The sequence below is a fragment of the Gordonia aichiensis genome, from assembly GCF_039946255.1.
Classification (GTDB): Bacteria; Actinomycetota; Actinomycetes; order Mycobacteriales; family Mycobacteriaceae; genus Gordonia; species Gordonia aichiensis_A.
Map to the genome: position 1 here is coordinate 101,414 of NZ_JBCDWL010000004.1, position 21,986 is coordinate 123,399.

A 21,986-nucleotide genomic window follows, 5' to 3' on the forward strand; every position below is an offset into this window, starting at 1 on the left:
GATGTCCGTACTGTTTACGGCGGCATCACTGTTTACGGCGGCATCGGCGCGAACACCGCCGCCGCGACGGCGCCGACTACGCGGTGTCGGACTCCACGGCGGCCCGCTCCGCGGCCTCGTCGAGCGCCCGGCGCACGAAGTCGGCGCCGACCCGAATCGCATCGCGCGATTGCCGCAGAGTCGGAACCGCGGCGGGGAAGGCGTGCACCTGCCCGGCGTAGACGTGCAGCTGCGCGGGCACGCCGGCCCGGTCGAGAGCGGCGTACAGGTCGCGAGCGTCCTTCTCCAGCGCCTCGTGACGCGCACACACCACCACCGCGGGCGGGAACTCGGCGACGACCGCGTCGGCCGTCATGTCCAGTTCCCCGGTGAAGGGCTCGGGCCCGCGCACATAGAACGGCCGCAGCTTCTCGATCTTTCCGATCGGCAGCATCGCATCGCGCCGGCCGGACCGCCGAGCACCGGGCGCCAGGTTCAGCAGCGGAGAGAAGCCCAGGTAGGCGTCCGGGCCGGCGATCCCGTCGTGCGCCGCCCGCTCGATCACCTTGGCCGCCAGGTAGCCGCCCGCCGAGTCGCCGGCCACGACGATCTCGTCGTAGTCGCCGCACCCGCGCAGTTCCCGATACACCCGGTAGGCGTCGGCGACCGATGTCCCGACGCCCGCCTCGGGGCACTGACGGTACTGCGTGTTGATCACCGGCACGCCCAGTTCGCGCGACAGCAGGGAGGCGACGGCGCGATGCGTGCCGATGCCGCAGGCGATGAAGCCTCCGCCGTGCAGGTAGAGAACGGCGGCGCGGTCGCGGCCCGGGCGGTCCGGCGTGATCCGTTCGACCGGCGCATCGGCGATCACCTCCCGCCCGATCCGTACCCCGCGCAGCACCCGCGGATCCTTCGCGGCCCGTTCCTCGAGGACCGACATCCGGCGCAGCAGCCCCTCCGACACCGGCGCCAGCGCCAACAGGGGCTTCACCAGCAGGAAGAAGAGCCAGAACACCACGAGGGAACGGAGGTCTCGCTGGTTGTGGGCGATCACCGACATGCGCTCATCCTCGCCGACCCGGATGCGGCGCCGTCGACCGCCCCCACCCGGTCCCCTTCGCCTTCTCCGCGAGCGCCGGAACCGTCCGGTGCGGCAACGGCGAGGTCAGCGTCAGCCACGTGGTGGAGTGGATGACCCCGGCGAAGCCGACGATCCGCTCGATCAGCGCCAGCAGCTCGGGCTGGGTGGCGGTGGCGACCCGCACCAGCAGATCCTCCCGCCCGGTGACGGTGTGCACCTCCAGCACCTGCGGGATGTGGGTGACCGCCTCGGCGATCGTGGTCAGGCTCCCCTGCTCGGTCTCCAGCGCCAGGAACGCCTGCACCACCAGACCGGCCTGCGCGAGGTCGACCTGCAGCCGGTAGCCGGCGATCAGCCCGCCCTCTTCGAGCCGCTTCAGCCGGGAGGCGACGGTGTTGCGGGAGATGCCGAGCGTGGTCGCCAACGCCGCCACCCCCTGACGCGCATCGCTGTCGAGCAACCGCAGAAGTTCGACGTCGAGTTCGTCGATGCTGAGCACTTCCATCACCTCTCATCGGAGACCTACGTCACCATCTGATCAGAATGATCAGTTGCGAGCGCCTCAATTGACCACCTTGCACGCCGCGGCCACCATTTAAACATCAACGACTGGTGATCCGCCTCACAAGGGCGGTCCAAGCAGATTGGTGGGCCACATGACCTCCGTCGCGCAGCCGCAGGCGCAGAAGTTCGACCTGACCGACAAGTACCGCCCGAATTCGGGCCCCGTGCTCCTGACCGGAGTGCAGGCGACCGCCCGGATGCTGATCGAGAACCGCGAGCGCGAACGCCGCCTCGGCCGCAACGTCGCCGCCTTCGTCTCCGGCTACCAGGGCAGCCCCCTCGCCGCCGTCGACAAGGTCTTCGGCGAGGTCCCCGACCTCGACGCGCACGCCATCAGCTTCGTCCCCGGCCTCAACGAAGAACTCGGCGCCACCTCCGTGTGGGGCAGCCAGCAGGAGCTGCCCAAGGGCGCGCGGACGCACGACGGCGTCGTCGGCGTCTGGTACGGCAAGGGCCCGGGCCTCGACCGTGCCAGCGACGCCTTCCGGCACGCCGCCATGTACGGCGCCCACCCGCGCGGCGGCGCGCTCGCGCTGGTCGGCGACGACCCCGCCGCCAAGTCGTCGACCGTCCCCGCCGCCAGCGAACGGTCCCTCGCCGCGCTGTCGATGCCGGTCCTGTTCCCGCGCAACGCCGAGGAGGTCATCGCCTTCGGCATGTTCGGAATCGAGCTGTCGCGCGCCTCGGGCTGCTGGCCGGCGATGAAGCTGGTCGCCGACGTCTGCGACGGTCTGTGGACGCTCGACCGCGACTTCGCCGACCTGCACATCACAGTCCCCGACCTGGACTGGGAGGGCCGCCCCTGGACCTACCGCCAGCGCGTCATGGCCGCCCCGCCCGACAGCGTGCTCGCCGAAGCCGACCTCTACGGTCCCCGCTGGGCGATGGTCGAGAAGATGACGGCTGCCAACGCGATCGACGCCATCGAGGTCGATCCGGCACACGCCTGGCTCGGCATCGTCGCCGTCGGCACCGCCTACGACTCGGTCCGTCAGGGCCTGACCGAGCTCGGCCTGTCCGAGGAGGACCTGGTTCACGCCGGCATCCGCATCCTGCGCGTCGGCATGCCCTACCCCCTCGGCTCGGAGAAGGTCCGCCGCCTGGCCGAAGGCGTCGAGACAGTCCTGGTGGTCGAGGACAAGATGTCCTTCGTCCAGTCGCAGGTCACCGACGTGCTCTACGGGCTGCCCGACGCCCCGCGCATCCTCGGCAAGCTCGACGCCGACCGCCGACCGCTGGTCCCGTCCGACGGCGAGCTGACCGCCGCCCGTCTGCTGGCCCCGCTGCGCCGGGTGCTCGACGGCCGCGTGCCGATCACCGTCCCGAAGCCCGCCCCGCCGAAGCTGACCCTGCTCGACACCAACCGCACCGCGTACTTCTGCTCGGGCTGCCCGCACAACCGCTCCACCGCGGTCCCCGACGGCTCCCTCGCCGGCGGCGGCATCGGCTGCCACACCCTGGTCACCATGTCCTCGCGCACCGACTCGCAGGTCACCGGCCTGACCCAGATGGGCGGCGAGGGCGCCCAGTGGATCGGTCAGGCGCCCTACACCGACGTCGAGCACATCTTCCAGAACGTCGGCGACGGCACCTACTTCCACTCCGGACAGCTGGCCGTGCAGGCCTGCGTGGCCGCCGGGGTCAACATCACCTACAAGATCCTGTTCAACGCCGCCGTCGCCATGACCGGCGCGCAGGACGCCGAGGGCGGGCTGACCGTTCCGCAGCTGACGCACAAGCTGACCGCCGAGGGCGTCACGAAGATCATCGTCTGCGCCGAGGACCCCAAGCGGCACCCGAAGGGCTCGCTGGCCGACGGCGTGCTGCTGTGGGACCGCGACCGGCTCGACGAGGCGCAGCGTCTGCTGCGCGAGGTCAAGGGCGTCACCGTCCTGATCTACGACCAGCAGTGCGCCGCCGAGGCACGCCGCAAGCGCAAGCGCGGCACCCTGCCGACCCGCCGCACCCGGGTGATCATCAACGAGGCCGCCTGCGAGGGCTGCGGCGACTGCGGTGTGAAGTCGAACTGCCTGTCCGTGCAGCCGGTCGAGACCGAATTCGGCCGCAAGACCCGCATCGATCAGACCAGCTGCAACACCGACTACACCTGCATGGACGGCGACTGCCCGTCGTTCGTCACCGTCGAACTACCCGAGGACGGCGCCAAGCTCCCGCGCAAGGAGGCGCCCGTCGCGCCGGTCGTCGCCGACCCCGACGGCGCCGCCCTGGTCGGCACCCACAACGTCTTCCTCGCGGGCATCGGCGGCACCGGCATCGTCACCGTCAACCAGGTGCTCGGCACCGCCGCCCTGCGCGCCGGGCTGCACGTGGAGGGCTTGGATCAGACGGGTCTGAGCCAGAAGGCCGGCCCGGTCACCTCGCACCTGCGCCTGGCCGCCGACGTCGCCGGAGACGCCGGCTCGACCCGATCCGCCGGCTCCAACCGGATCAGCCCGTCGGCCGCCGACTGCGTCCTGGCCTTCGACCTGCTGACCGCGGCCGACGCCAAGCACGTCGGCGTGGGCGACCCGGAGCGGACGGTGACCGTGGCCTCCACCAGCGCGGTGGCGACCGGTGAGATGGTCTACGACCGCAACGTCGCCTACCCGCAGGACCAGGCACTGCTCGACCGCGTGGCCGCGCGTGCGGCCCGGGTGATCTCGTTCGACGCGCTCGACGCCGCCGAGGCCCTGTTCGGCCACACCGCCGCCGCGAACTTCCTGCTGGTCGGCGCGGCCTTCCAGGCCGGCGCGCTGCCGATCCCGGCCGCCTCGATCGAAGAGGCGATCGCGATCAACGGGGTCGCGGTCAAGGCGAACCAGCAGGCCTTCCGCTGGGGCCGGGTGGCCGTCGCCGATCCGGCGGCATTCGCCGCGGTCACCACCACCGGCGCCGTCGTCTCCCGCAGCGACACCGTGGTCCCGACCGAACTGTTCGTCGGCTCGCCGCTGACCGGCGAGGTCCGCGAGCTCGTCGAGCGACGTGCCGCGCAGCTGGTGGCGCACTCGAACCTGCGCGTGGCCGCCGAGTACGTGCGAGAGGTCGAGACCGTGTGGCGCCGCGAGCGCGTCGTCACCGACGACACCGAGCTGTCGGCCGCCGTCGCCGCGAACCTGCACCGGCTGACCGCGTACAAGGACGAGTACGAGGTGGCCCGCATGCTCACCGACACCGCCTTCCTGGAGTCGGTGGCCGCCGAGGTCCCGGGTGCGTCGAACCTCACCTACAAGCTGCACCCGCCGGTGCTGCGCGCACTGGGGCGGGAGAAGAAGATCGGCTTCGGTCCGCGCTCGCACGTCGCGCTCCGCGTCTTGGCGAAGGGAAAGTTCCTGCGCGGCACCGCTTTCGACCCGTTCGGCCGGGCAGGCGTCCGTAAGGTGGAACGCGCCCTGCTGGCGCACTACCGCGACCTCATCGCCGACCGGACGGCCACCCTGACCGCCGACGGCTATCGCGCCGCCGTCGACGTGGCCCGCGCCCCCGAACTGGTGGTCGGCTACGAGGACGTCAAGCTCCGCAACGTCGACCGCTATCGCGCACGACTGTCCGAGCTCGGCGTCGACACCACCCCCATCCGTTGAGAAACACCACCCACCCGACAAGTCCCGGAGGAACCATGACCGTCACCGATTCGCAGGCCGCCCGCACCGTCGATCCCACCAGCGTCTTCTCGCATCCCGACATGACCATCGACCCGCCGCACGAGCAGGTGGTGTTCTGCCGCGACGCCGCCACCGGCCTGCGCGCGATCATCGCGATCCACAACACCGCACTCGGCCCGGCGCTCGGCGGCACCCGCATGTACCCGTACGCCTGCGAGGCCGACGCGCTCGGCGACGTGCTGCGCCTCTCGCGCGGCATGACCAACAAGTCGGCCGCGGCCGGACTCGATCTCGGCGGCGGCAAGGCCGTCATCATCGGCGACCCGGCCGTCGACAAGACCCCCGAACTGCTGCGCGCCTACGGCCGCTTCGTCGACACCCTCGGCGGCCGCTACATCACCGCGGGTGATGTCGGCACCACCTCGCAGGACATGGACGTCATCGGCGAGAGCACCGGGTACGTCGCCTCCAAGACCGTCGCCAAGGGCGGTGCGGGCGACACCGCCCCGATGACCGCGCTCGGCGTGTTCAGCGCACTGCTCGCCGCCGCCGAACAGGCCTGGGGTTCAGCCGATCTCACCGGGCGCACCGTGGGCGTCGAGGGCGTCGGCAAGGTCGGCACCCAGCTCACCGATCTGCTGCTGACCGCGGGCGCCACGGTCCTGGCGACCGACCCGTACGCCCCGGCCCGCGAGGCCTTCGCCGCCCGCTTCCCGCAGGCTCGCATCGTCGACGACGTCCGCAGCGCGCAGGTCGACGTGTACGCGCCGTGCGCGATGGGCGGCACCGTCACCGCCGAGCTGGCCGCGGACACCACCGCCACCGTGATCTGCGGCGCCGCCAACAACCAGCTCGTCGCCCCAGAGGTGGAGCAGGTCCTCGGCGGGCGCGGCATCGTCTGGGCGCCGGACTACATCGCGAACGCCGGCGGCGTCATCCAGGCGTTCAGCGAACAGCAGGACTGGACCGCCGAGCAGATGCGCGCCAAGGTGGAGGCCCTGCGCGAGCGCACCGCGCACGTCCTGGCGACCGCCGCCGCACGCGGCATCACCAGCGGCGACGCGGCCCGCCTCGTCGTCGCCGAGCGGCTGTCGGCGGCGCGCTGACCCCGTCCCGAACGCACGCGGCGCCGGCGCCCGTGTCACCTCCGAGGTGATGCGGGCGCCGGCGCCGTGTTCGGCCCGCTCGATGTTCTCGATGGGACGGGAGCCCGCCGGGCCCGCTCGCCTACGCCGCGGGCACGACCTTCCCGCCGACCTTCACCGTCACCGCGCCGGTGGCGGCGTTGTAGGACACCGTGCCGTTCTCGAAGGTCGTCTCGTGGACGTCGCCACGCACGATCTCGTCGCTGGTGACGGCCCCGAGCGGTCCGGCCGAGCCGTTGGCGCCCGTCCGGCTGGGCACCCCGCTCTCGTCGCGGACCACATTCCAGGCGTCGCGGATCCGGCCCGAGGTGATGAACGCCGGCGTCCCCGGTTCGGCGTTCCGCGCGGTGATGACGCCGCCTTGGAACTGCTGGAAGACGACACCGCTGTCCCGGGTGCCCGCGTTGTGGTCGCCGGTCAGCGGCAGACCGAGCAGCTTCTTCTCCGCGGGCGTGGCCGACGCGTACCGCTGTGCGATCGGGCCGACCATCGTGACCTCGACCCCGCGCTCCCCCGTCACCGTCACGCTCTTCGGTGCGGCGCGCGCGGCGGACTCGGCGGGACGAGTGATCACCGGCTCGGACGAGTCCGCTGCGGGTGAGGAGGCGGAGGTGCTCCGGGTCTTCGGCGCCGCCGACGGCTGAGTCGTCGTCGAGGATGACGTGGCCGACGATGACGCGGCCGAGGATGAGGTCGCCGTGACCGACTCGGCCGCGCCGTCGTCGCCGCAGGCCGTGCCGGCCAACGTGAGGGCGGCCAGTGCGACGACCGTTCCCGACAACCGTCCGTACGCGATGGATTTCATGAATTCCTCTCGGCAGCAGTGGCGACCGTCCGCCTCTGCGGCGGCGCATCGACTCGCCCGACCGTAGCGGACCGGCGATCGTCCCGCAGTGCGAAAGGACGAAATTATTCACCTATTCGGGGGACATTTCAAATTTCGGCGTGATGGACGTATCAGAAACCCTTCTTATACCTGCCCGAGAGGCCGCCCACCACGGGAAATGCATCTGACACACGCAAAATCAGAGTCGAATTCCACCCTGCCATCACGACCCTGATACGACACTTTGTCCGACTCTCAGACCGCGTGATAGAAGTCCTTCGGCCCTATCTTGTAGGGATTTCTCCAATTTTGGGACGGTCGGGGGTTCTGGTTCGTCTTCGCCGACCAGGGACACGTCCCCACGAAGGAACGAAAGGTTCTCCATGCGCAAGTCTGTCTACCGGCGTCCCGGCGGAAAGGAGGTGGTGTCTCGGTTGAAGGCGGTGGGGATGATCTTCGCGATCCTCGCACTCGTGCTGACGACCGTCTCGTTCGCGCCGACGGCGTCGGCCGAGCCCGGCGAGACTCTCACCACCACCGCCCCGGCCGCGCCTGCCGAAGATCCTCCGGCAGCAGCCGACGACAGCGTCGTGCCGCCCGCGCCCACCACCCAGGCTCCCCCGACCCAGTCGCCCACGGGCACGACAGAGGCCCCGGAGCCCCCGACCGAGGCTCCCTCGGCCACCACGGAAGCGCCCGCGCCCAGCACGACGGACCCCGCGCCCACCACCGAGAGCTCCGCTCCCACGTCGTCGACGCCGAAGCGCCAGGCACGCGCCGGCGGCGCCAATCCCGGCATCAAGGTCGACGTCACCAAGATCGAGGTCGAAGGCAAGCCCGGCCAGCAGGCCACCGTCGGCGACTCCGTCCTGGTGGCAGGCACCTGGGATGCGAGCGACGCGGATCCTCAGCCCGGCGACACCTTCACGGTCGGTTTCCCCAAGCAGTTGAACCTGATCGGGAACTCCACCTTCAACCTGGTCGGCGACGATGGCACCGTCTGGGGCACGTGCACCGTCAGCTCCGCGACCAACGTCATGAACTGCAAGCTCTCCGACGCAGTGACCGATCGTCCCGAAGAGGTCAAGGGCAAGTTCGAGGTCTACGCGAAGGCCACCGAGCGCACCACGTCCGAGACGGTCGATTTCAATCTCAACGGCAAGACCACCGCGGTCGATCTGCCCGCCACCGGCGGGATCACCGACGGCCAGCAGCTCGGCAAGGCCAAGAAGTCGGGCAAGCTGACCTCGGACAAGCAGGCCGTGCGCTGGACCATCGACATTCCCGGATCGGACCTCCTCGCGCTGGAGAGCCCTCGGGGCTCCGGTCACGTCACGCTCACCGACGAGCTCGGCAAGGAGATGGAGCTGTGCGCCGAGCCCCGACTCGACGCCAAGCTCTCCGCCGGTCGCCCGAACAGCCTCAAGCCGGTCTCAGGCGGCGTCACCGTCACCCAGCCGGGTGGCGCGGGCACGCCCGTGAGCATCGGAATCACCAACGGTGACCAGGCGATCAAGGCCGACCAGCTCTACCGCATCGAATACACCACCTGCTCGACCAGCGGCGTCGTGGACCCCGCGGGCACCGAGTACACCAACGCGGTCACCATCGGCGACGACGAGGTCGGCGCCGTCGTCGGACAGGACTGGAAGCCTCAGTCGAACCCGTCCAAGAGCGGCTCGCTGACGAACCGGGACCGCTTCCGGACCATCGACTGGACGATTCTCGTTCCGGGCACCGACATCAAGGCGAACGGCTTCGGGATCTCCCTGAAGGAGACCCTCGAAGGCCCGCACGCCGTGTGCAGCGCCGGTCTGGGACTGAAGATCGCGAAGGCGGACTACCTGCCCGGCGCCGACGGCAAGAACCCGGCGCGCACCGACGTCACCGGCCAGTTCGACATCACCTCCGCCGGCGACACGGCAGGCTCCAAGTCCTTCACCTCGACGATGAAGGTGAAGGACACCGCGTCGTTCGACGAGAAGCAGTACTACTACCTCACCTACCAGACCTGCGTCACCACGGACAAGATGCCGGACACCACGGACGTCTTCGTCAACAAGGCGACGGTCAACGGCAAGGACCTGACCGCCTCGGTGAAGGGCCCGCCCTACAACGGCCGGAAGAACGGCGCCCTGAACAACGAGAGCAAGGACGTCGCCGGGCAGACGCAGCCGGCAGGCACCACCGTCGACTGGACGGTGACGGTCCCCGGACACCACCTCGAAGGCCTCACGGCCCCGGCCGTCATCTCGGACACCTTCTCGGACACGCTGACCGTGTGCGAGGTGACCGGTGACCTCCGCAAGGACCTCAACCTCAAGGTCACCGCGAAGGACATCATCGGCGACGAGTCGCAGAACGCGACGCGGGACCTCACGGCGACGACCGGCGTGACCCGGACCGCGAACGGAATCGACCTGACCCTGCCGAAGGACGCGGGCGACTACAGCCGCGAGACGGTCTACACCATCGAGTACACGCTCTGCACCAGCAGCGGCGGGCTCGACCAGCGCGGCACCGTGTACTCGAACTCCATCGACTACGCCGACAAGAAGTTCTCGAGCAAGGTCACCCAGGAGTGGGGCGGCGGCGGCACCGGCGAGGGCGCCTCGCGCGGCTCGTTCTCGCTGACCAAGACGATCGACCGCGCCTCGGTCGACGTCCCGGAGGACACCCAGTTCACCGTCAAGGTCGAGGAGTTCGCTCCGGGGACCTTCCCGAAGGGCCCCGCGGCGAGCACCTACAACATCAAGGTGAAGGCCGACGGCACCCCGGTCAACGGACTCAATCCCCGCGGCAACGGCTGGCAGATCCGGCTGACCGAGATCGACCTGCCCAAGGTCGACGGAGCCTACTTCGAGCCGGGCAAGTTCCTCCCGGCCCCCGGGGTCGTGCTCAACGCCGAACGCACGCAGGCGCTCGTCTCGATCACGCCGAAGAGCAACGTCGAGGTCGCCCTGGTGAACAAGGCCGCCCACGGATCGGCGAAGGTCACCAAGACCGTCACCGGCGAGGCCAAGGACGCGGGCGCGCTGACCGGCATGGAGAACTTCGTCTTCAACGCCGAGATCGAGTACGGCGACAAGGACGCAGGCAATGAGCTGCGTACCTTCACCCTGAAGGACGGTCAGTTCTACAACCTGAAGGACCTGCCCATCGGCGCCAAGGTCACCATCACCGAGGTTCAGCCGGTCGACACCGACCGCGTGAGCTGGTCGACGCCGGTCGTCTCGAAGAACCCGCTGGTCATCGGCACCGATGCGGCTGCCAACGCGGTCTCGGTCACCAATGAGGCCAAGCTCACCCGGGGTACCTTCTCGCTCAGCAAGAAGCTCACCGGACCGGAGTCGTCCAACAAGAACGTGCCGACCGGCTTCGAGGTGCTCGCCACCTGGACCGATGCCGCAGGCAAGAAGCAGAGCAAGACCCTGACCCTGCCCGCCGACGGCACCTCGGTCCCGTTCGGGCAGAACCTGCCCGGCGGCACTCAGGTCACGCTGACCGAGAAGGTGCCTGCGAACGGCAACGGTCTGGCCTGGGGCGTTCCCGCATTCAGCGGTGACGTCACCGTCGGAGCCGACGATTCGGGCGTGGTGACCATCGGCAAGGAGCCCGGCAAGGTCACGGTCACGAACTTCGTCGACAAGAACGACGGCACCCTGCAGATCGTCAAGCAGGTCACCGGTGAAGCCGCCGACAAGGTCGGCGACGGCGTCGAGTTCAAGGTCCTGGCTCGCTGGAAGGACGGCGCCGACTACCGCTCCAAGGAGCTGACGGTCAAGCAGGGCGTGTCCACGCCGCTCGGCGTCGATCTCCCGATCGGTACCGAGGTGACCTTCTCCGAGATCGACCGTCCGCAGGTCGAGGGCGTCGAGTGGGGCCAGATCAGCTGGGGCACCGAGCCCAGCGGAGCATCGTGGCTCACCGTCGGCGCCGACGGCACCGCGACGGGCATCGTCTCGGACGACCCGAAGGAAGGCCGTCTGATCACGCTGTCGAATGAGGCACTGTGGCAGTTCGGTTCGGTCGAGTTCACGAAGTTCGTCCTCGACGGTGACGACCCCGTCCCCGCGGGCGAGGCCGGTCTGCCGAAGGACACCGAGTTCGAGGTCCGCATCGAGGGCGTCGATCCGGCGCTGCCGAAGGGCACCGTGTTCCCGGCCGTGGGCGAGACCATCACCCTGAACGCCGCGAACAACTGGACCTTCACATCCGGTGACGTCCTGCCGCGCGGCACCGTGGTCACCTTCTCCGAGGTCGACCCCGATCCGCTGCCCGGCAAGGACTGGGCACGTCCGTACTACTTCGTGACGAAGGACGGCGGCGACGAGGGCTACCGCAACACGGTGCAGATCGTGCCGGGTCAGAAGGCTGTGGTGCAGATCCACAACCGGCCGACCCCGACCGCGGAGGTCGACATCGAGAAGGTGGTGACCGGACCCAAGGGCCGCCAGGTCACCAAGGACCCGTCCGCGCTGTTCCAGGTGACGGCGACGTGGACCGACTCCGACGGTGAGGCACGCTCCTGCGTGCTCAACGTCAAGCCGGGCGCGTCGGCGACCCCGACCGCGAAGTGTGAGGCAGCCGTCGTCGACGGTCGTCCGCAGTTCCCGCTCGACACCGAGATCACCTTCACCGAGACGGGCGCACGCACCGGCGTGAGCAACGTCAAGTGGGGCGATGTGGTGTGGAGCGTCAAGAGCGGCAGCGCCACCATGGTCCAGTCCGACAGCGAGCCCAACGGCGTCGTGGTCACCCTGACGGGCGAGGCGAACAAGAAGGTCGAGCTCAAGCTGGAGAACAAGACCAGCCGTGACGGTCTGATCATCCTGCCGCTGCCGATTCCGCTGCCCGGTTGGCCCGGCGGTCCCGGTTGGCCCGGCTGGCCCGGCGGCCCGAACGGTCCGGGTGTGAACCCCGGCCCGAACAAGCCCGTCGGCCCGAACGGCCCCGGTTCCAACGGTCCCGGTTCCAACGGTCCCGGCTCGAACGGCCCGGGTTCCAACGGTCCCGACTCGAACGGTCCCGGCTCCGACGGTCCCGGCTCCAACGGCCGCACCGGCCATAACGGCGCCCCCGGCCAGCCTGCTCCGCAGCAGCCCGATCAGTCGCAGTCGTTGCCGGTCACCGGCGCGAACGTGATCTGGCTCGGACTCGGCGCGCTGGTGCTGATCGCCGGCGGCGGCTGGCTCGTCCTGCGCAACCGCAGGCGAGCAGGCAGCGACGGATAGTCGCCTGCTTACCGGCACGCGGTGAGCGGGGCGGGTTCGGCCCTCCTGGGTCGGACCCGCCCCGTTCTCCGTCGGGGGCGGACACGATAGGTCATGCCCCTCTTCTTCTTTTGAAAGGAACTCCGGCCCGTGAGTGATCACCACGCCGCCGCACCGAGCGTCGCACCGAGTCGGCCCCGCCCAGGCGCAGGCCAGATTCTGGGTGAGCTGCTCCTCACGGCCGGAGTCCTGGTCCTGCTGTTCGTGGTCTATGAGGCGTTCTGGACCAACATCGCCTCCGGTCGGCTGCAGGCCGGCGTCGAATCCCGGCTCGAGCAGGCGTGGTCCGACGGGTCCGGAGTCGTCGCCGGACAACCGATTCCGCCCTTGACGCCGGTGCCCGGCGAGGGCTTCGCGCGCATCCACATGCCCGCCATCGACATCAAGTACGCCGTCGTCGAAGGCGTCGACGGCGAGAACCTGCGGGCCGGCCCCGGCCACTATCCCGCCTCGCAGCTTCCCGGCGAGCCGGGCAACTTCGCGCTCGCCGCGCACCGCATCGGGTCCGGCGCCGCCTTTCAGCACCTGGACGGGCTCGAGGCGTGCGACGCCGTCGTCGTCGAGACCGAGTACCAGTGGCTGACCTACCGGGTGCTGCCGCTCGCCACCGATCCGGCCGCCCGCGCCGCCGCTGCGCGCAACTGTCTGAGCCCCGCGCAGACCGCGCGTGTCACCGACGGCGATTACGCGCACCTGCAGGGGCGGCGGATCACCCTGCCCGGCGACGTCGACGTGATCAACCCGCTGCCCAGCGCGCCGTGGACCGCACCCGGCGACGATCTGGAGAGCGTGGCGACGCTGACCACCTGCCACCCCCTGTTCTCGAACACCGAACGCATGATCGTGCATGCGATGCTCGTCGAGACCATTCCCAAGTCCTCGGGCGGTCGGCCCGCGGCACTACAGGAGCGATGAATGTACGGCTATCTCTGGCGCGCCCTCCCCGGCCCTCGTGTGCTCAAGGCGCTGATCGCGATCGTTCTCGCCGCAGCGGCGGTGCTCTTGCTCATGGAGTACGTGTTTCCCTGGCTGTCGAGCCTGATGCCCTACTCCGACGTCACCGTCTGAGAGATCACCGCCTGAGACACCCGGTCTCCGCGCGTCGACGGGCGTGCGGAGACCGAGTCTCCCCGGGCGCCGACGGGTGTCCGACATTGACCGGGGCCCACCCCTCGCCATATAGTCCACATCGACTAATTTGATTGGAGTAATCGATGTCGACTAAGCCGGTGAAGCTCACCCCGCTCGGGGTGATGGTCCTGGCCTTGCTCCGCGAGGGCGACATGCACCCGTACGAGATGGTCCGGCTCCTCAAACAGCGCCGCGACGACCGCATGGTCTCGGTCACCAACGGCACGCTCTACCACACCGTCGACCGCCTCCACCAGCAAGAACTGCTCGCAGAGGTCGGCGTCGACCGCGAGGGCAACCGGCCCGAACGCACCACGTACACCCTCACCGGCGCCGGCCGCGACGCCGTCGTCGACTGGGTGCGAACCGAACTGCCCGACATCGACCGTCCGGCCCGCTTCCGCGTCGCGCTCGCCGAAGCGCACAACCTGGGACGCGATGAGGTGATCGACCTGCTCACCCGGCGGCGCGAAGCACTGACCGCCGACCTCGCCGCCCACCGTGCGGGACTGACCGACGCGGCCACCCGCCACGTCCAGGAGCAGTTCCTCGTCGAAGTCGACCGCCAGTCCCACCTCCTGCACGCCGACCTGACCTGGACCGACGGATTCCTCGCGCGTCTGGCCGACCCCGCCTACCGCTGGGGCGTCGACGCCTGCACCCCCGATCAACACGTCACCGACCAGCACGCCCCCGATCAGCACGCCGCCCCGGCGGACACCGACCCGAAGGACACCACCGCATGACCTCACCCGCCGCACCGCCCGGCAGCGTCGCCGACGACACCGCGCGCAGCCCGTGGCCAGCCCTGTGGGCCCTGGTCATCGGCTTCTTCATGGTCCTGGTCGACACCACGATCGTCTCGGTGGCCAATCCCGCCATCAAGGCCGCGCTCGACCCCGACACCGGCAACCTCGACAACGTCGTCTGGGTCACCAGCGCCTACCTGCTCGCCTACGCCGTCCCGCTGCTGATCACCGGCCGCCTCGGCGACCGGTTCGGGCCGCGCAGCATGTACCTGATCGGCATCACCGTCTTCACGCTCGCCTCGCTGGGCTGCGGACTGTCGTCGTCGTTGGGCATGCTGGTGGCCTTCCGCGCCGTTCAAGGCCTGGGCGCCGCACTGATCACCCCGCAGACGATGGCGGTCATCACCCGCACCTTCCCGCCGCATCAGCGCGGCGCCGCGATGGGCCTGTGGGGTTCGGTCGCCGGCGTGGCGATGCTGGTCGGGCCGCTGGCCGGCGGCCTGCTCGTCGACCACGCGGGTTGGGAGTGGATCTTCTTCATCAACGTCCCGGTCGGCGTCATCGGCTTCGTCGCCGCGTGGCGGCTGGTGCCGCGCCTGGCGACGCACCCGCACCGCTTCGACATGGTCGGTGTCGCGATCAGCACCGTCGCGCTGTTCCTGATCGTCTTCGGTCTGCAGGAGGGCCAGAAGTACGACTGGGCCGGCTGGGTGTGGGCGATGGTGATCGGCGGCATCGCGTTGATGGCGCTGTTTCTGTTTCAGCAGTCACGCACGCGCAGCGAGCCGCTGGTGCCGCTGGAGTTGTTCCGCGACCGGAACTTCTCCCTCTCCAACCTCGGCATCTCGGTGGTCGGTTTCGCCGTCACCAGCATGACGCTGCCGATGATGTTCTTCATTCAGGTGGCCCGCGGGCTCACCCCGACCGACTCGGCCCTGCTGCTGATCCCGATGGCGGTGCTGGCCGGTGTGCTCGCGCCGCTGGCCGGCAAGCTTCTCGACCGGACCGACCCGCGGTTCCTGCTGGTCCCGGGGCTCGGCCTCTACAGCCTGTCGATGTTCTGGTACGCGTCGATGATGAACGCCGACACCCCGATCGCGATGTTCCTGCTGCCCGCCGCGGTGATGGGCGTCGCCAACGCCGGCATGTGGGGACCGCTGGCCACCACCGCCACCCGCAATCTGCCGCCGCGGCAGGCGGGCGCCGGAGCGGGCATCTACAACACCACCCGCCAGATCGGTTCGGTCATCGGTTCGGCCGCCATCGCCGCGGCCATGCAGGCGCGGCTGGAGGCCAACATTCCGGGTGCCTCCAGCGCCGACGCCATCGGCACCGGACATCTGCCGGGATTCCTGGTCGGACCGTTCTCGACGGCGATGGCGCAGTCGATGCTGCTGCCGGCCGCGATCATGGTCGTCGGCGTCGGCGCCGTGCTGTTCATGGTGCGGCCCGAGAGCACCAAGCCCGAGTTCCGGGAGGCGCTGAAGCAGTCCGTGGCGCAGAAGGCCGCCGTACCGAAGGCCTCTGAGACGACCGCATAGGAGAAACTACCGTGGAGGCCATGTCGTCAACGCCCTCCGGCCGTTTCGCGCCGTCGCCGTCGGGCGACCTGCACATCGGGAACCTGCGGACCGCGGTCCTGGCGTGGCTCTTCGCCCGCGCCACGGACCGCGGTTTCGTGCTCCGGATGGAGGACCTCGACCGGGTGCGTCCGGGCGCCGACGTCCGTCAGCTCGACGATCTGCGCGCTCTCGGACTGACGTGGGACGAGCCCGTGCTGTACCAATCGTCGCGGACTGCGGTCTACCGCGCCGTCGTCGACGAGTTGGTCGCTGCACGAAGGACTTTCGAGTGCTTCTGCACCCGTCGCGAGATCCTCGAGGCGCCGAGCGCGCCGCACGCGCCGCAGGGGGCGTACCCGGGGACCTGCCGAGATCTGACCGCCGCGCAGCGGGAGCGTCGGCGTGCCGAACGGCCCGCCGCGATCCGGCTGCGCGCCGACGTCTCGTCGTTCCGTGTACACGATGTGTGCCGCGGTGAGTTCATCGGCGACGTCGACGATTTCGTCCTGATCCGCGGCGACGGCATCCCCGCCTACAACCTGGCGGTGGTGGTCGACGACGCCGCCTCCGGCATCGACCAGGTGGTCCGGGGCGACGACCTGCTCAGCTCCGCGCCCCGACAGGCCTATCTCGCGACCCTACTCGGGCATCGACCGCCCGAGTACGCGCACGTCCCGCTGGTGTGCAATCGCGACGGCGCGCGGCTGGCCAAACGCGACGGTGCCGTGACCATGGCCGACCTGGCGGCTCACGGCGTCGACGCGGCCGGGGTCCTGGCGATGATCGGACAGTCGCTGGGACTGTCGGCGCCGGGCGAGGCGGTGACGCTCGACCTCCTCGCCGCGCGGTTCGACCCCGCCGCCCTGCCGCGCGACCCCTGGATCTTCGTCCCGCCGGAGCATCCCAGGCTCATCGGCGGCCCGGCCGGCAAACCCAGGCCCACCGAAGCACCCCAGGCAGGCTCATCGAGTAGCCCGCGAACGAAGTGAGCGAGCGTATCGAGATGCAGGCCAGGTCTCGATACGTCGCCTCGCTACGCTCGGTGACTACTCGACCACCCTGAAAGGCCACGCGCACCGGCCACACGACCACCCTGAAAAGACCACGCGTACCGGCCACCCGGCCGGCAGACCCGGCCCCGCCCAAGCGCCCCAGGCTCATCGAGTAGCCCGCGAACGAAGTGAGCGAGCGTATCGAGATGCCGGCCAGGTCTCGATACGTCGCCTCGCTGCGCTCGGTGACTACTCGACCACCCTGAAAGGCCACGCGCACCGGCCACACGACCACCCTGAAAGGCCAGGCCAAACCCGGGCCAAACCCAGCGCCGCCAAAGCGCCCCAGGCTCATCGGCCGCCTGCCGGCAAACCCAGCCCCGCCGGAGCACCCCAGGCTCATCGAGTAGCCCGCGAACGAAGTGAGCGAGCGTATCGAGATGCAGGCCAGGTCTCGATACGCCGCCTCGCTACGCTCGGTGACTACTCGACCACCCTGAAAGGCCACGCGCACCGGCCACACGACCACCCTGAAAAGACCACGCGTACCGGCCACCCGGCCGGCAGACCCGGCCCCGCCCAAGCGCCCCAGGCTCATCGAGTAGCCCGCGAACGAAGTGAGCGAGCGTATCGAGATGCCGGCCAGGTCTCGATACGTCGCCTCGCTGCGCTCGGTGACTACTCGACCACCCTTGAAGGCCAGGCGCACCGGTCACCCGGCCCCCTGAAAGGCCAGGCGCACCGGCCACACGACCGCCCAAGCACTCTAGGCTCATCGAGTAGCCCGCGAACGAAGTGAGCGAGCGTATCGAGATGGGCTACACCGCTCGGGCGTAGTAGCGGGCCAGGAAGGCGTCGCGGTACTCGAAGTAGGTGCCGTCCTCGATCGCCTGGCGGGCACGGTCGACGAGGGTGATGGTGAACGACAGGTTGTGCAGGGTCGCCAAGGTGGACGCGAGGCCCTCCTTCGCCTTGAACAGATGGTGCAGGTAGGCGCGGCTGTACTGCGTGGAGTAGTTGTCGAGCTCGGCGTCGAGCGGCGAGAAGTCGTTCTTGTACTTCGCGTTGGTGATGTTGTAGCGACCGTCGAACGAGTAGATGGCGCCGTTGCGGGCCACGCGGGTCGGCGAGACGCAGTCGAAGGTGTCGGCGCCGTTCTCGATGGCGGTGAAGATGTCGTCGGGTTCGCTGATGCCGAGCAGATGCCGGGGCGCGTCGTCGGGCAGTTCGTCGGTGACCCAGCCGACGATGGTGCCGAGGTTGTCCTTCTCGAGCGCACCGCCGATGCCGTAGCCGCCGAAGCCCTTTCCGCCGTTCTCGCGGTCGATCCGGCTCAGTTCGACGAGGTCGCGGGTCGCCTTGCGGCGCAGGTCCTCGTACTGTGCGCCCTGGACGACGCCCCACAGCGCCTGCTGCGGCCGATGGGCGCGTTCGGTCGAGAGTCGATTGTGCTCGGCCAGGCAGCGGATCGCCCACTGCCGGGTGCGTTCCAGCGAGGTCTCCTGGTAGCCGCGGGTGTTCATCAGCGTGGTGAGCTCGTCGAAGGCAAAGATGATGTCGGCGCCGAGCTGATGCTGAATCTGCATCGACACCTCGGGAGTGAACCGGTGCAGGGAACCGTCCAGGTGCGACTTGAAGGTGACGCCCTCGGCGTCGACGTTGGCGAGACGTTCCTTCCCTTCGGCGATCTTGTGGTCGTCGCGCTCACCGACGACGTCCATGGAGATGACCTTCTTGAATCCGGCACCCAGCGACATGACCTGGAAGCCGCCGCTGTCGGTGTAGGTGGGACCGGGCCAGTTCATGAACGAGCCGAGACCCCCGGCCTGGTCGACGATCTCCGGGCCCGGCTGCAGGTACAGGTGATAGGCGTTGGCGAGCACCGCCTGCGCGCCGAGCGCCGCGACCGCTTCGGGCAGCACCGTCTTGACCGTCGCCTTGGTGCCGACCGGAACGAAGGCCGGCGTCTGGATCCGGCCGTGCGGGGTGGTGATGGTTCCGGTGCGACCCGCGGTGCCGTCGAGGGCGGTGCGGGGGGCGAAATGGCTGCTGGTCACGGCTGCCATCATCCCAGCCCTGCGCGCACCCGCTCAAATTCGTTAGCGTTGTGCCCATGACTCGCACGATGAAACTGGCCGCGACCGCCCTCCTCGGCTGCTCGATCGCCCTGGCCGCCACCGCCTGCGGTTCCGAGAACAACGCCTCGTCCAGCTCCGACGCCGCGGCCTCCGCCGGCGTCACCGCACCGGCGAACAGTTCGATCCCCGTGGTCGGCGGCCCGAAGCCCAAGCCCCAGGCCCCGAACCACTCCGCCCCGGAGAGCACCTCGCCGTCGGGCGCACCGACCTGCGGCGCCACCAAGGGACCCGACGGCGCGCTGCAGATCCACATCGTCGCCGGCGACCTGCCGTGCGACACCGCTCAGACGATCGCCCGCGAGTACGGCCCGCTGATCGCGACCGGCGCACCGCAGACCGTGTCGGGATGGGACTGCCGCCCCTCGACCGTGGTCGGCGAACTGTCGCGCTGCAGTCGCGGAAGTCAGGCCTTCGCGCTGACGCCGTAGTCGCCGATCAGGCCAGCGCCTCGGCGACCCGCTCCAGCGCGGCCACCCGGCTGCCCTTGACCAGGACCGCGTCGCCGCGGTTCAGCGTCCCGAGGGCGTCGACGGCGCCGTCGACGCCGCTCACATGCGTGACGCCGTCGCCGTAGGCGGATTCGTCGACGGCGATGACCGTGATGCCGAGGTCCGACGCCTGCCGGGCGACGTCGCGGTGAGCGGCGGCGCTGTCGTCGCCGAGTTCGGCCATCGTCCCCAGCACGGCGAAACGGCGCCCCGCGTCGAGTCGGGCGAGCGCCGACAGTCCGGCCGCCATCGAGGTCGGGTTGGCGTTGTAGGCGTCGTTGATGACGGTGACGCCGGCCGCCGTGGTGGTCAGTTCCATCCGCAGCCCCGACAGGTTCGCACCCAGCAGTCCCTCGGCGATCTTCTCGATCGACACCCCGACCCCGCCGCCGGCGGCGGCCGCCGCCAGGGCGTTGCCGACCTGGTGTTCGCCGCGGGCGCCGAGCCGGACGTCGGTCCGGCCCCACGGGGTGTGGAGGGTGAAGCTCGCACGCAGCTGGTCGTCGAGGGTGATGTCGGTGGCGCGGACGTCGGCGGCCGGGTCGACGCCGTAGGTCAGGACGCGCGCCGCGGTGCGCGGGGCCATCGCCGCGACGATCGGATGGTCGGCGTTGAGGACCGCGAGCCCGTCGGCGGGCAGCGCCTCGACGAGTTCGCCCTTGGCCTGCGCGACGTCGGCGAGGGTGCCGAACATCTCCAGGTGCACCGCCTCCACCCGGGTGAGCACGCCGACGGTCGGGGACGCGATGGAGCACAGCTTCGCGATGTGCCCCACACCACGCGCCCCCATCTCCAGGACGACGGCCTCGGTGTCGTCGGGGGCGCCGAGCAGGGTCAGCGGCAGACCGAGCTCGTTGTTGAAGCTCTTCGCGCTGGCCGCGGTCCGGAAGGTGGTCTCCAGCACCCCGGCCAGCAGGTCTTTGGTGGAGGTCTTGCCGACCGAGCCGGTGACGCCGACGACCGCGCCGGTCAGCCCCGCCCGCACGAACCGTCCGAGGTCGGCGAGGGCTTCGGCGGTGTCGGCGACCTGCACGGCGGTCGCCGCGACGGCCGGATCGGGCGCCCGATCGGTCAGATACACCGGCGCCCCGGCCGCGACCGCCGACGGAATGAAGTCGTGTCCGTCGCGCGCGGCGACGATCGGCACGAACAGCTGTCCGGGGCGCGCCGACCGCGAGTCGATGCTCGCCGAATCGACCGCGACATCCGGTCCGTGGAGGGTTCCGCCCGTTGCGGCGGCGATCTGACTGGCTAGGAGACGCACGACAAACAACGCTACAAGCAAGCACGTATCGTTGCACCCATGAGCACCCCCCTCATCCGGCTCGTCGTCCTCTACGGCGGGGTTTCTGCAGAACACGACGTGTCCCGTGTGAGCGCCGCCCACGTGCTGGCCGCCGCGGACCGCACCAAGTACCGGCTGGTGCCGGTCGGCATCGACAAGCGCGGCGTGTGGCATCGCAACGACGCCGCCGCCGAGGCCCTCGCCGCCGGCGCCGAACTGCCCGGCCGCCTCGACATCGAGGGCCCGGAGGTCAACCCGCTCCACGTGCTCGCCGGCGACCCCGAGGATCTGACGGTCGTCTTCCCGCTGCTGCACGGACCGCACGGCGAGGACGGCACCGTGCAGGGCATGCTCGAACTGTTCAAACTCCCCTACGTCGGTTGCGGGGTGCTGTCGTCGTCGCTGTGCATGGACAAGGCGATGACCAAGGAGGTCGCCTCGCGCGCCGGCATCCCGCAGTGCCGCTGGCTCACCTTCCGCGACGGCGTCGACGATGCCCGCCAGATCCTGTCCGACGCCGCCGAGCAGCTCGGGTGGCCGATGTTCGTCAAGCCCGCCAACATGGGCTCGTCGGTCGGCGTGAGTTGCGCCGCCACCCGCGAAGAGCTCGATGCCGCCATCAACCACGCGCTGCGCTACGACGACACCGTGATCATCGAGGAGGCGATCGTCGGGCGTGAGATCGAGGTCGCGGTGCTCGGGAACTCCGCCCCCGACACCTCGCTTCCCGGGGAGGTGAAGCCAGGCAGCGACTTCTACGACTACGAGGACAAGTACGTCACCGGCTCGGCCGAACTGATGATCCCGGCACCGCTGTCGGACGAGGCGATCGCCGGTGTCCGCGAGCTGGCCGCCGAGACGTTCGTCGCGCTGCGCTGCGCCGGCCTGGCCCGCGTCGACTTCTTCTACGAGGAGGGCGGCCGCGGCTGGCTCCTCAACGAGGTCAACACGATCCCAGGCTTCACCCCCGCCTCGATGTACCCGAAGATGTGGGAGGCCACCGGCATCTCCTACCCCGACCTCATCGACCGCCTGGTGACGCTGGCGCTCGAGGTGCACCGTCGTCGGAGCTCCTTCTCCACCGAGCACTGAGTCGCACCGCTTTCCGCGGTATCGCACCGCTTTCGTTTTCCGCACCTGGTCGCGACCGGGTGCGGAAAACGGAAGC

15 protein-coding genes are annotated in these 21,986 nt (G+C 69.8%); 10 read left to right on the plus strand and 5 right to left on the minus strand.

Annotated elements, in window-relative coordinates; translation table 11 throughout:
- Nucleotides 1–76 precede the first annotated feature (76 nt).
- Complete coding sequence (locus tag AAFO60_RS06880) at nt 77–1,042, minus strand: alpha/beta hydrolase (protein WP_347955426.1); 966 nt, start codon at nt 1,040–1,042, stop codon at nt 77–79.
- A 4-nt stretch (nt 1,043–1,046) separates the two neighbouring features.
- The gene (locus AAFO60_RS06885; protein WP_347955560.1) at nt 1,047–1,562 is read right to left on the minus strand and encodes an Lrp/AsnC family transcriptional regulator; all 516 of its coding nucleotides are present in this window, start codon (nt 1,560–1,562) and stop codon (nt 1,047–1,049) included.
- A gap of 157 nt (nt 1,563–1,719) precedes the next feature.
- On the opposite strand from AAFO60_RS06885, the gene AAFO60_RS06890 reads away from it, so the two are divergent.
- Nucleotides 1,720–5,208, plus strand: a complete 3,489-nt coding sequence (locus tag AAFO60_RS06890) for an indolepyruvate ferredoxin oxidoreductase family protein (protein ID WP_347955427.1) — start codon at nt 1,720–1,722, stop codon at nt 5,206–5,208.
- A gap of 35 nt (nt 5,209–5,243) precedes the next feature.
- Complete coding sequence (locus AAFO60_RS06895) at nt 5,244–6,335, plus strand: Glu/Leu/Phe/Val family dehydrogenase (RefSeq protein ID WP_424307096.1); 1,092 nt, start codon at nt 5,244–5,246, stop codon at nt 6,333–6,335.
- 121 nt (nt 6,336–6,456) lie between these two features.
- On the opposite strand, the gene AAFO60_RS06900 is transcribed toward AAFO60_RS06895, so the two are convergent.
- Entirely contained in the window at nt 6,457–7,179 is a 723-nt protein-coding gene (locus AAFO60_RS06900; RefSeq protein WP_347955428.1) for an LGFP repeat-containing protein, read from the minus strand.
- Nucleotides 7,180–7,583: 404 nt separating this feature from the next.
- Between AAFO60_RS06900 and AAFO60_RS06905 the strand changes: the two genes are divergently transcribed.
- The 6 genes from AAFO60_RS06905 to gluQRS all read left to right on the plus strand — a co-directional run bounded on the left by AAFO60_RS06905 (nt 7,584) and on the right by gluQRS (nt 16,904).
- The gene (locus AAFO60_RS06905; RefSeq protein ID WP_347955429.1) at nt 7,584–12,434 is read left to right on the plus strand and encodes a DUF5979 domain-containing protein; all 4,851 of its coding nucleotides are present in this window, start codon (nt 7,584–7,586) and stop codon (nt 12,432–12,434) included.
- Nucleotides 12,435–12,563: 129 nt separating this feature from the next.
- A complete protein-coding gene (locus tag AAFO60_RS06910; RefSeq protein WP_347955430.1) occupies nt 12,564–13,388 on the plus strand; it encodes a class E sortase in 825 nt (274 codons plus the stop codon).
- Nucleotides 13,389–13,541, plus strand: coding sequence for a hypothetical protein (locus tag AAFO60_RS06915; RefSeq protein WP_347955431.1), 153 nt, complete (start codon nt 13,389–13,391; stop codon nt 13,539–13,541).
- A 146-nt stretch (nt 13,542–13,687) separates the two neighbouring features.
- On the plus strand, nt 13,688–14,350 hold the full coding sequence (locus tag AAFO60_RS06920; protein WP_347955432.1) for a PadR family transcriptional regulator: 663 nt from the start codon (nt 13,688–13,690) through the stop codon (nt 14,348–14,350).
- Entirely contained in the window at nt 14,347–15,894 is a 1,548-nt protein-coding gene (locus tag AAFO60_RS06925) for a DHA2 family efflux MFS transporter permease subunit (protein WP_347955433.1), read from the plus strand. Before AAFO60_RS06920 ends, AAFO60_RS06925 begins: the two co-directional genes overlap by 4 nt.
- Nucleotides 15,895–15,914: 20 nt before the next feature.
- Nucleotides 15,915–16,904, plus strand: a complete 990-nt coding sequence (gene gluQRS, locus AAFO60_RS06930) for a tRNA glutamyl-Q(34) synthetase GluQRS (protein ID WP_347955434.1) — start codon at nt 15,915–15,917, stop codon at nt 16,902–16,904.
- Between the two features lie 821 nt (nt 16,905–17,725).
- Here gluQRS and tgt read toward each other — a convergent pair.
- Nucleotides 17,726–18,976 (minus strand): tRNA guanosine(34) transglycosylase Tgt, encoded by a 1,251-nt coding sequence (tgt, locus tag AAFO60_RS06935; protein ID WP_432211695.1) that lies wholly within the window; start codon nt 18,974–18,976, stop codon nt 17,726–17,728.
- Nucleotides 18,977–19,020: 44 nt separating this feature from the next.
- On the opposite strand from tgt, the gene AAFO60_RS06940 reads away from it, so the two are divergent.
- Nucleotides 19,021–19,473, plus strand: a complete 453-nt coding sequence (locus tag AAFO60_RS06940; RefSeq protein ID WP_347955436.1) for a hypothetical protein — start codon at nt 19,021–19,023, stop codon at nt 19,471–19,473.
- Between the two features lie 7 nt (nt 19,474–19,480).
- Here the strand turns inward: AAFO60_RS06940 and AAFO60_RS06945 are convergent, their stop codons facing one another.
- Nucleotides 19,481–20,797, minus strand: a complete 1,317-nt coding sequence (locus AAFO60_RS06945; RefSeq protein ID WP_347955437.1) for a UDP-N-acetylmuramoyl-tripeptide--D-alanyl-D-alanine ligase — start codon at nt 20,795–20,797, stop codon at nt 19,481–19,483.
- Between the two features lie 39 nt (nt 20,798–20,836).
- Here AAFO60_RS06945 and AAFO60_RS06950 point away from each other — a divergent pair, with 39 nt between their 5' ends.
- Nucleotides 20,837–21,910, plus strand: coding sequence for a D-alanine--D-alanine ligase family protein (locus AAFO60_RS06950; RefSeq protein WP_347955438.1), 1,074 nt, complete (start codon nt 20,837–20,839; stop codon nt 21,908–21,910).
- Nucleotides 21,911–21,986 lie beyond the last annotated feature (76 nt).

Bases quoted from the DNA above. Each gene is read 5' to 3' on its own strand.
- AAFO60_RS06880 (WP_347955426.1), bottom strand. From the start codon at position 1,042: ATGTCGGTGATCGCCCACAACCAGCGAGACCTCCGTTCCCTCGTGGTG.
- AAFO60_RS06890 (WP_347955427.1), top strand. From the start codon at position 1,720: ATGACCTCCGTCGCGCAGCCGCAGGCGCAGAAGTTCGACCTGACCGAC.
- AAFO60_RS06895 (WP_424307096.1), top strand. From the start codon at position 5,244: ATGACCGTCACCGATTCGCAGGCCGCCCGCACCGTCGATCCCACCAGC.
- AAFO60_RS06900 (WP_347955428.1), bottom strand. From the start codon at position 7,179: ATGAAATCCATCGCGTACGGACGGTTGTCGGGAACGGTCGTCGCACTG.
- AAFO60_RS06905 (WP_347955429.1), top strand. From the start codon at position 7,584: ATGCGCAAGTCTGTCTACCGGCGTCCCGGCGGAAAGGAGGTGGTGTCT.
- AAFO60_RS06915 (WP_347955431.1), top strand. From the start codon at position 13,389: ATGTACGGCTATCTCTGGCGCGCCCTCCCCGGCCCTCGTGTGCTCAAG.
- AAFO60_RS06920 (WP_347955432.1), top strand. From the start codon at position 13,688: ATGTCGACTAAGCCGGTGAAGCTCACCCCGCTCGGGGTGATGGTCCTG.
- AAFO60_RS06925 (WP_347955433.1), top strand. From the start codon at position 14,347: ATGACCTCACCCGCCGCACCGCCCGGCAGCGTCGCCGACGACACCGCG.
- gluQRS (WP_347955434.1), top strand. From the start codon at position 15,915: ATGTCGTCAACGCCCTCCGGCCGTTTCGCGCCGTCGCCGTCGGGCGAC.
- tgt (WP_432211695.1), bottom strand. From the start codon at position 18,976: ATGATGGCAGCCGTGACCAGCAGCCATTTCGCCCCCCGCACCGCCCTC.
- AAFO60_RS06940 (WP_347955436.1), top strand. From the start codon at position 19,021: ATGACTCGCACGATGAAACTGGCCGCGACCGCCCTCCTCGGCTGCTCG.
- AAFO60_RS06950 (WP_347955438.1), top strand. From the start codon at position 20,837: ATGAGCACCCCCCTCATCCGGCTCGTCGTCCTCTACGGCGGGGTTTCT.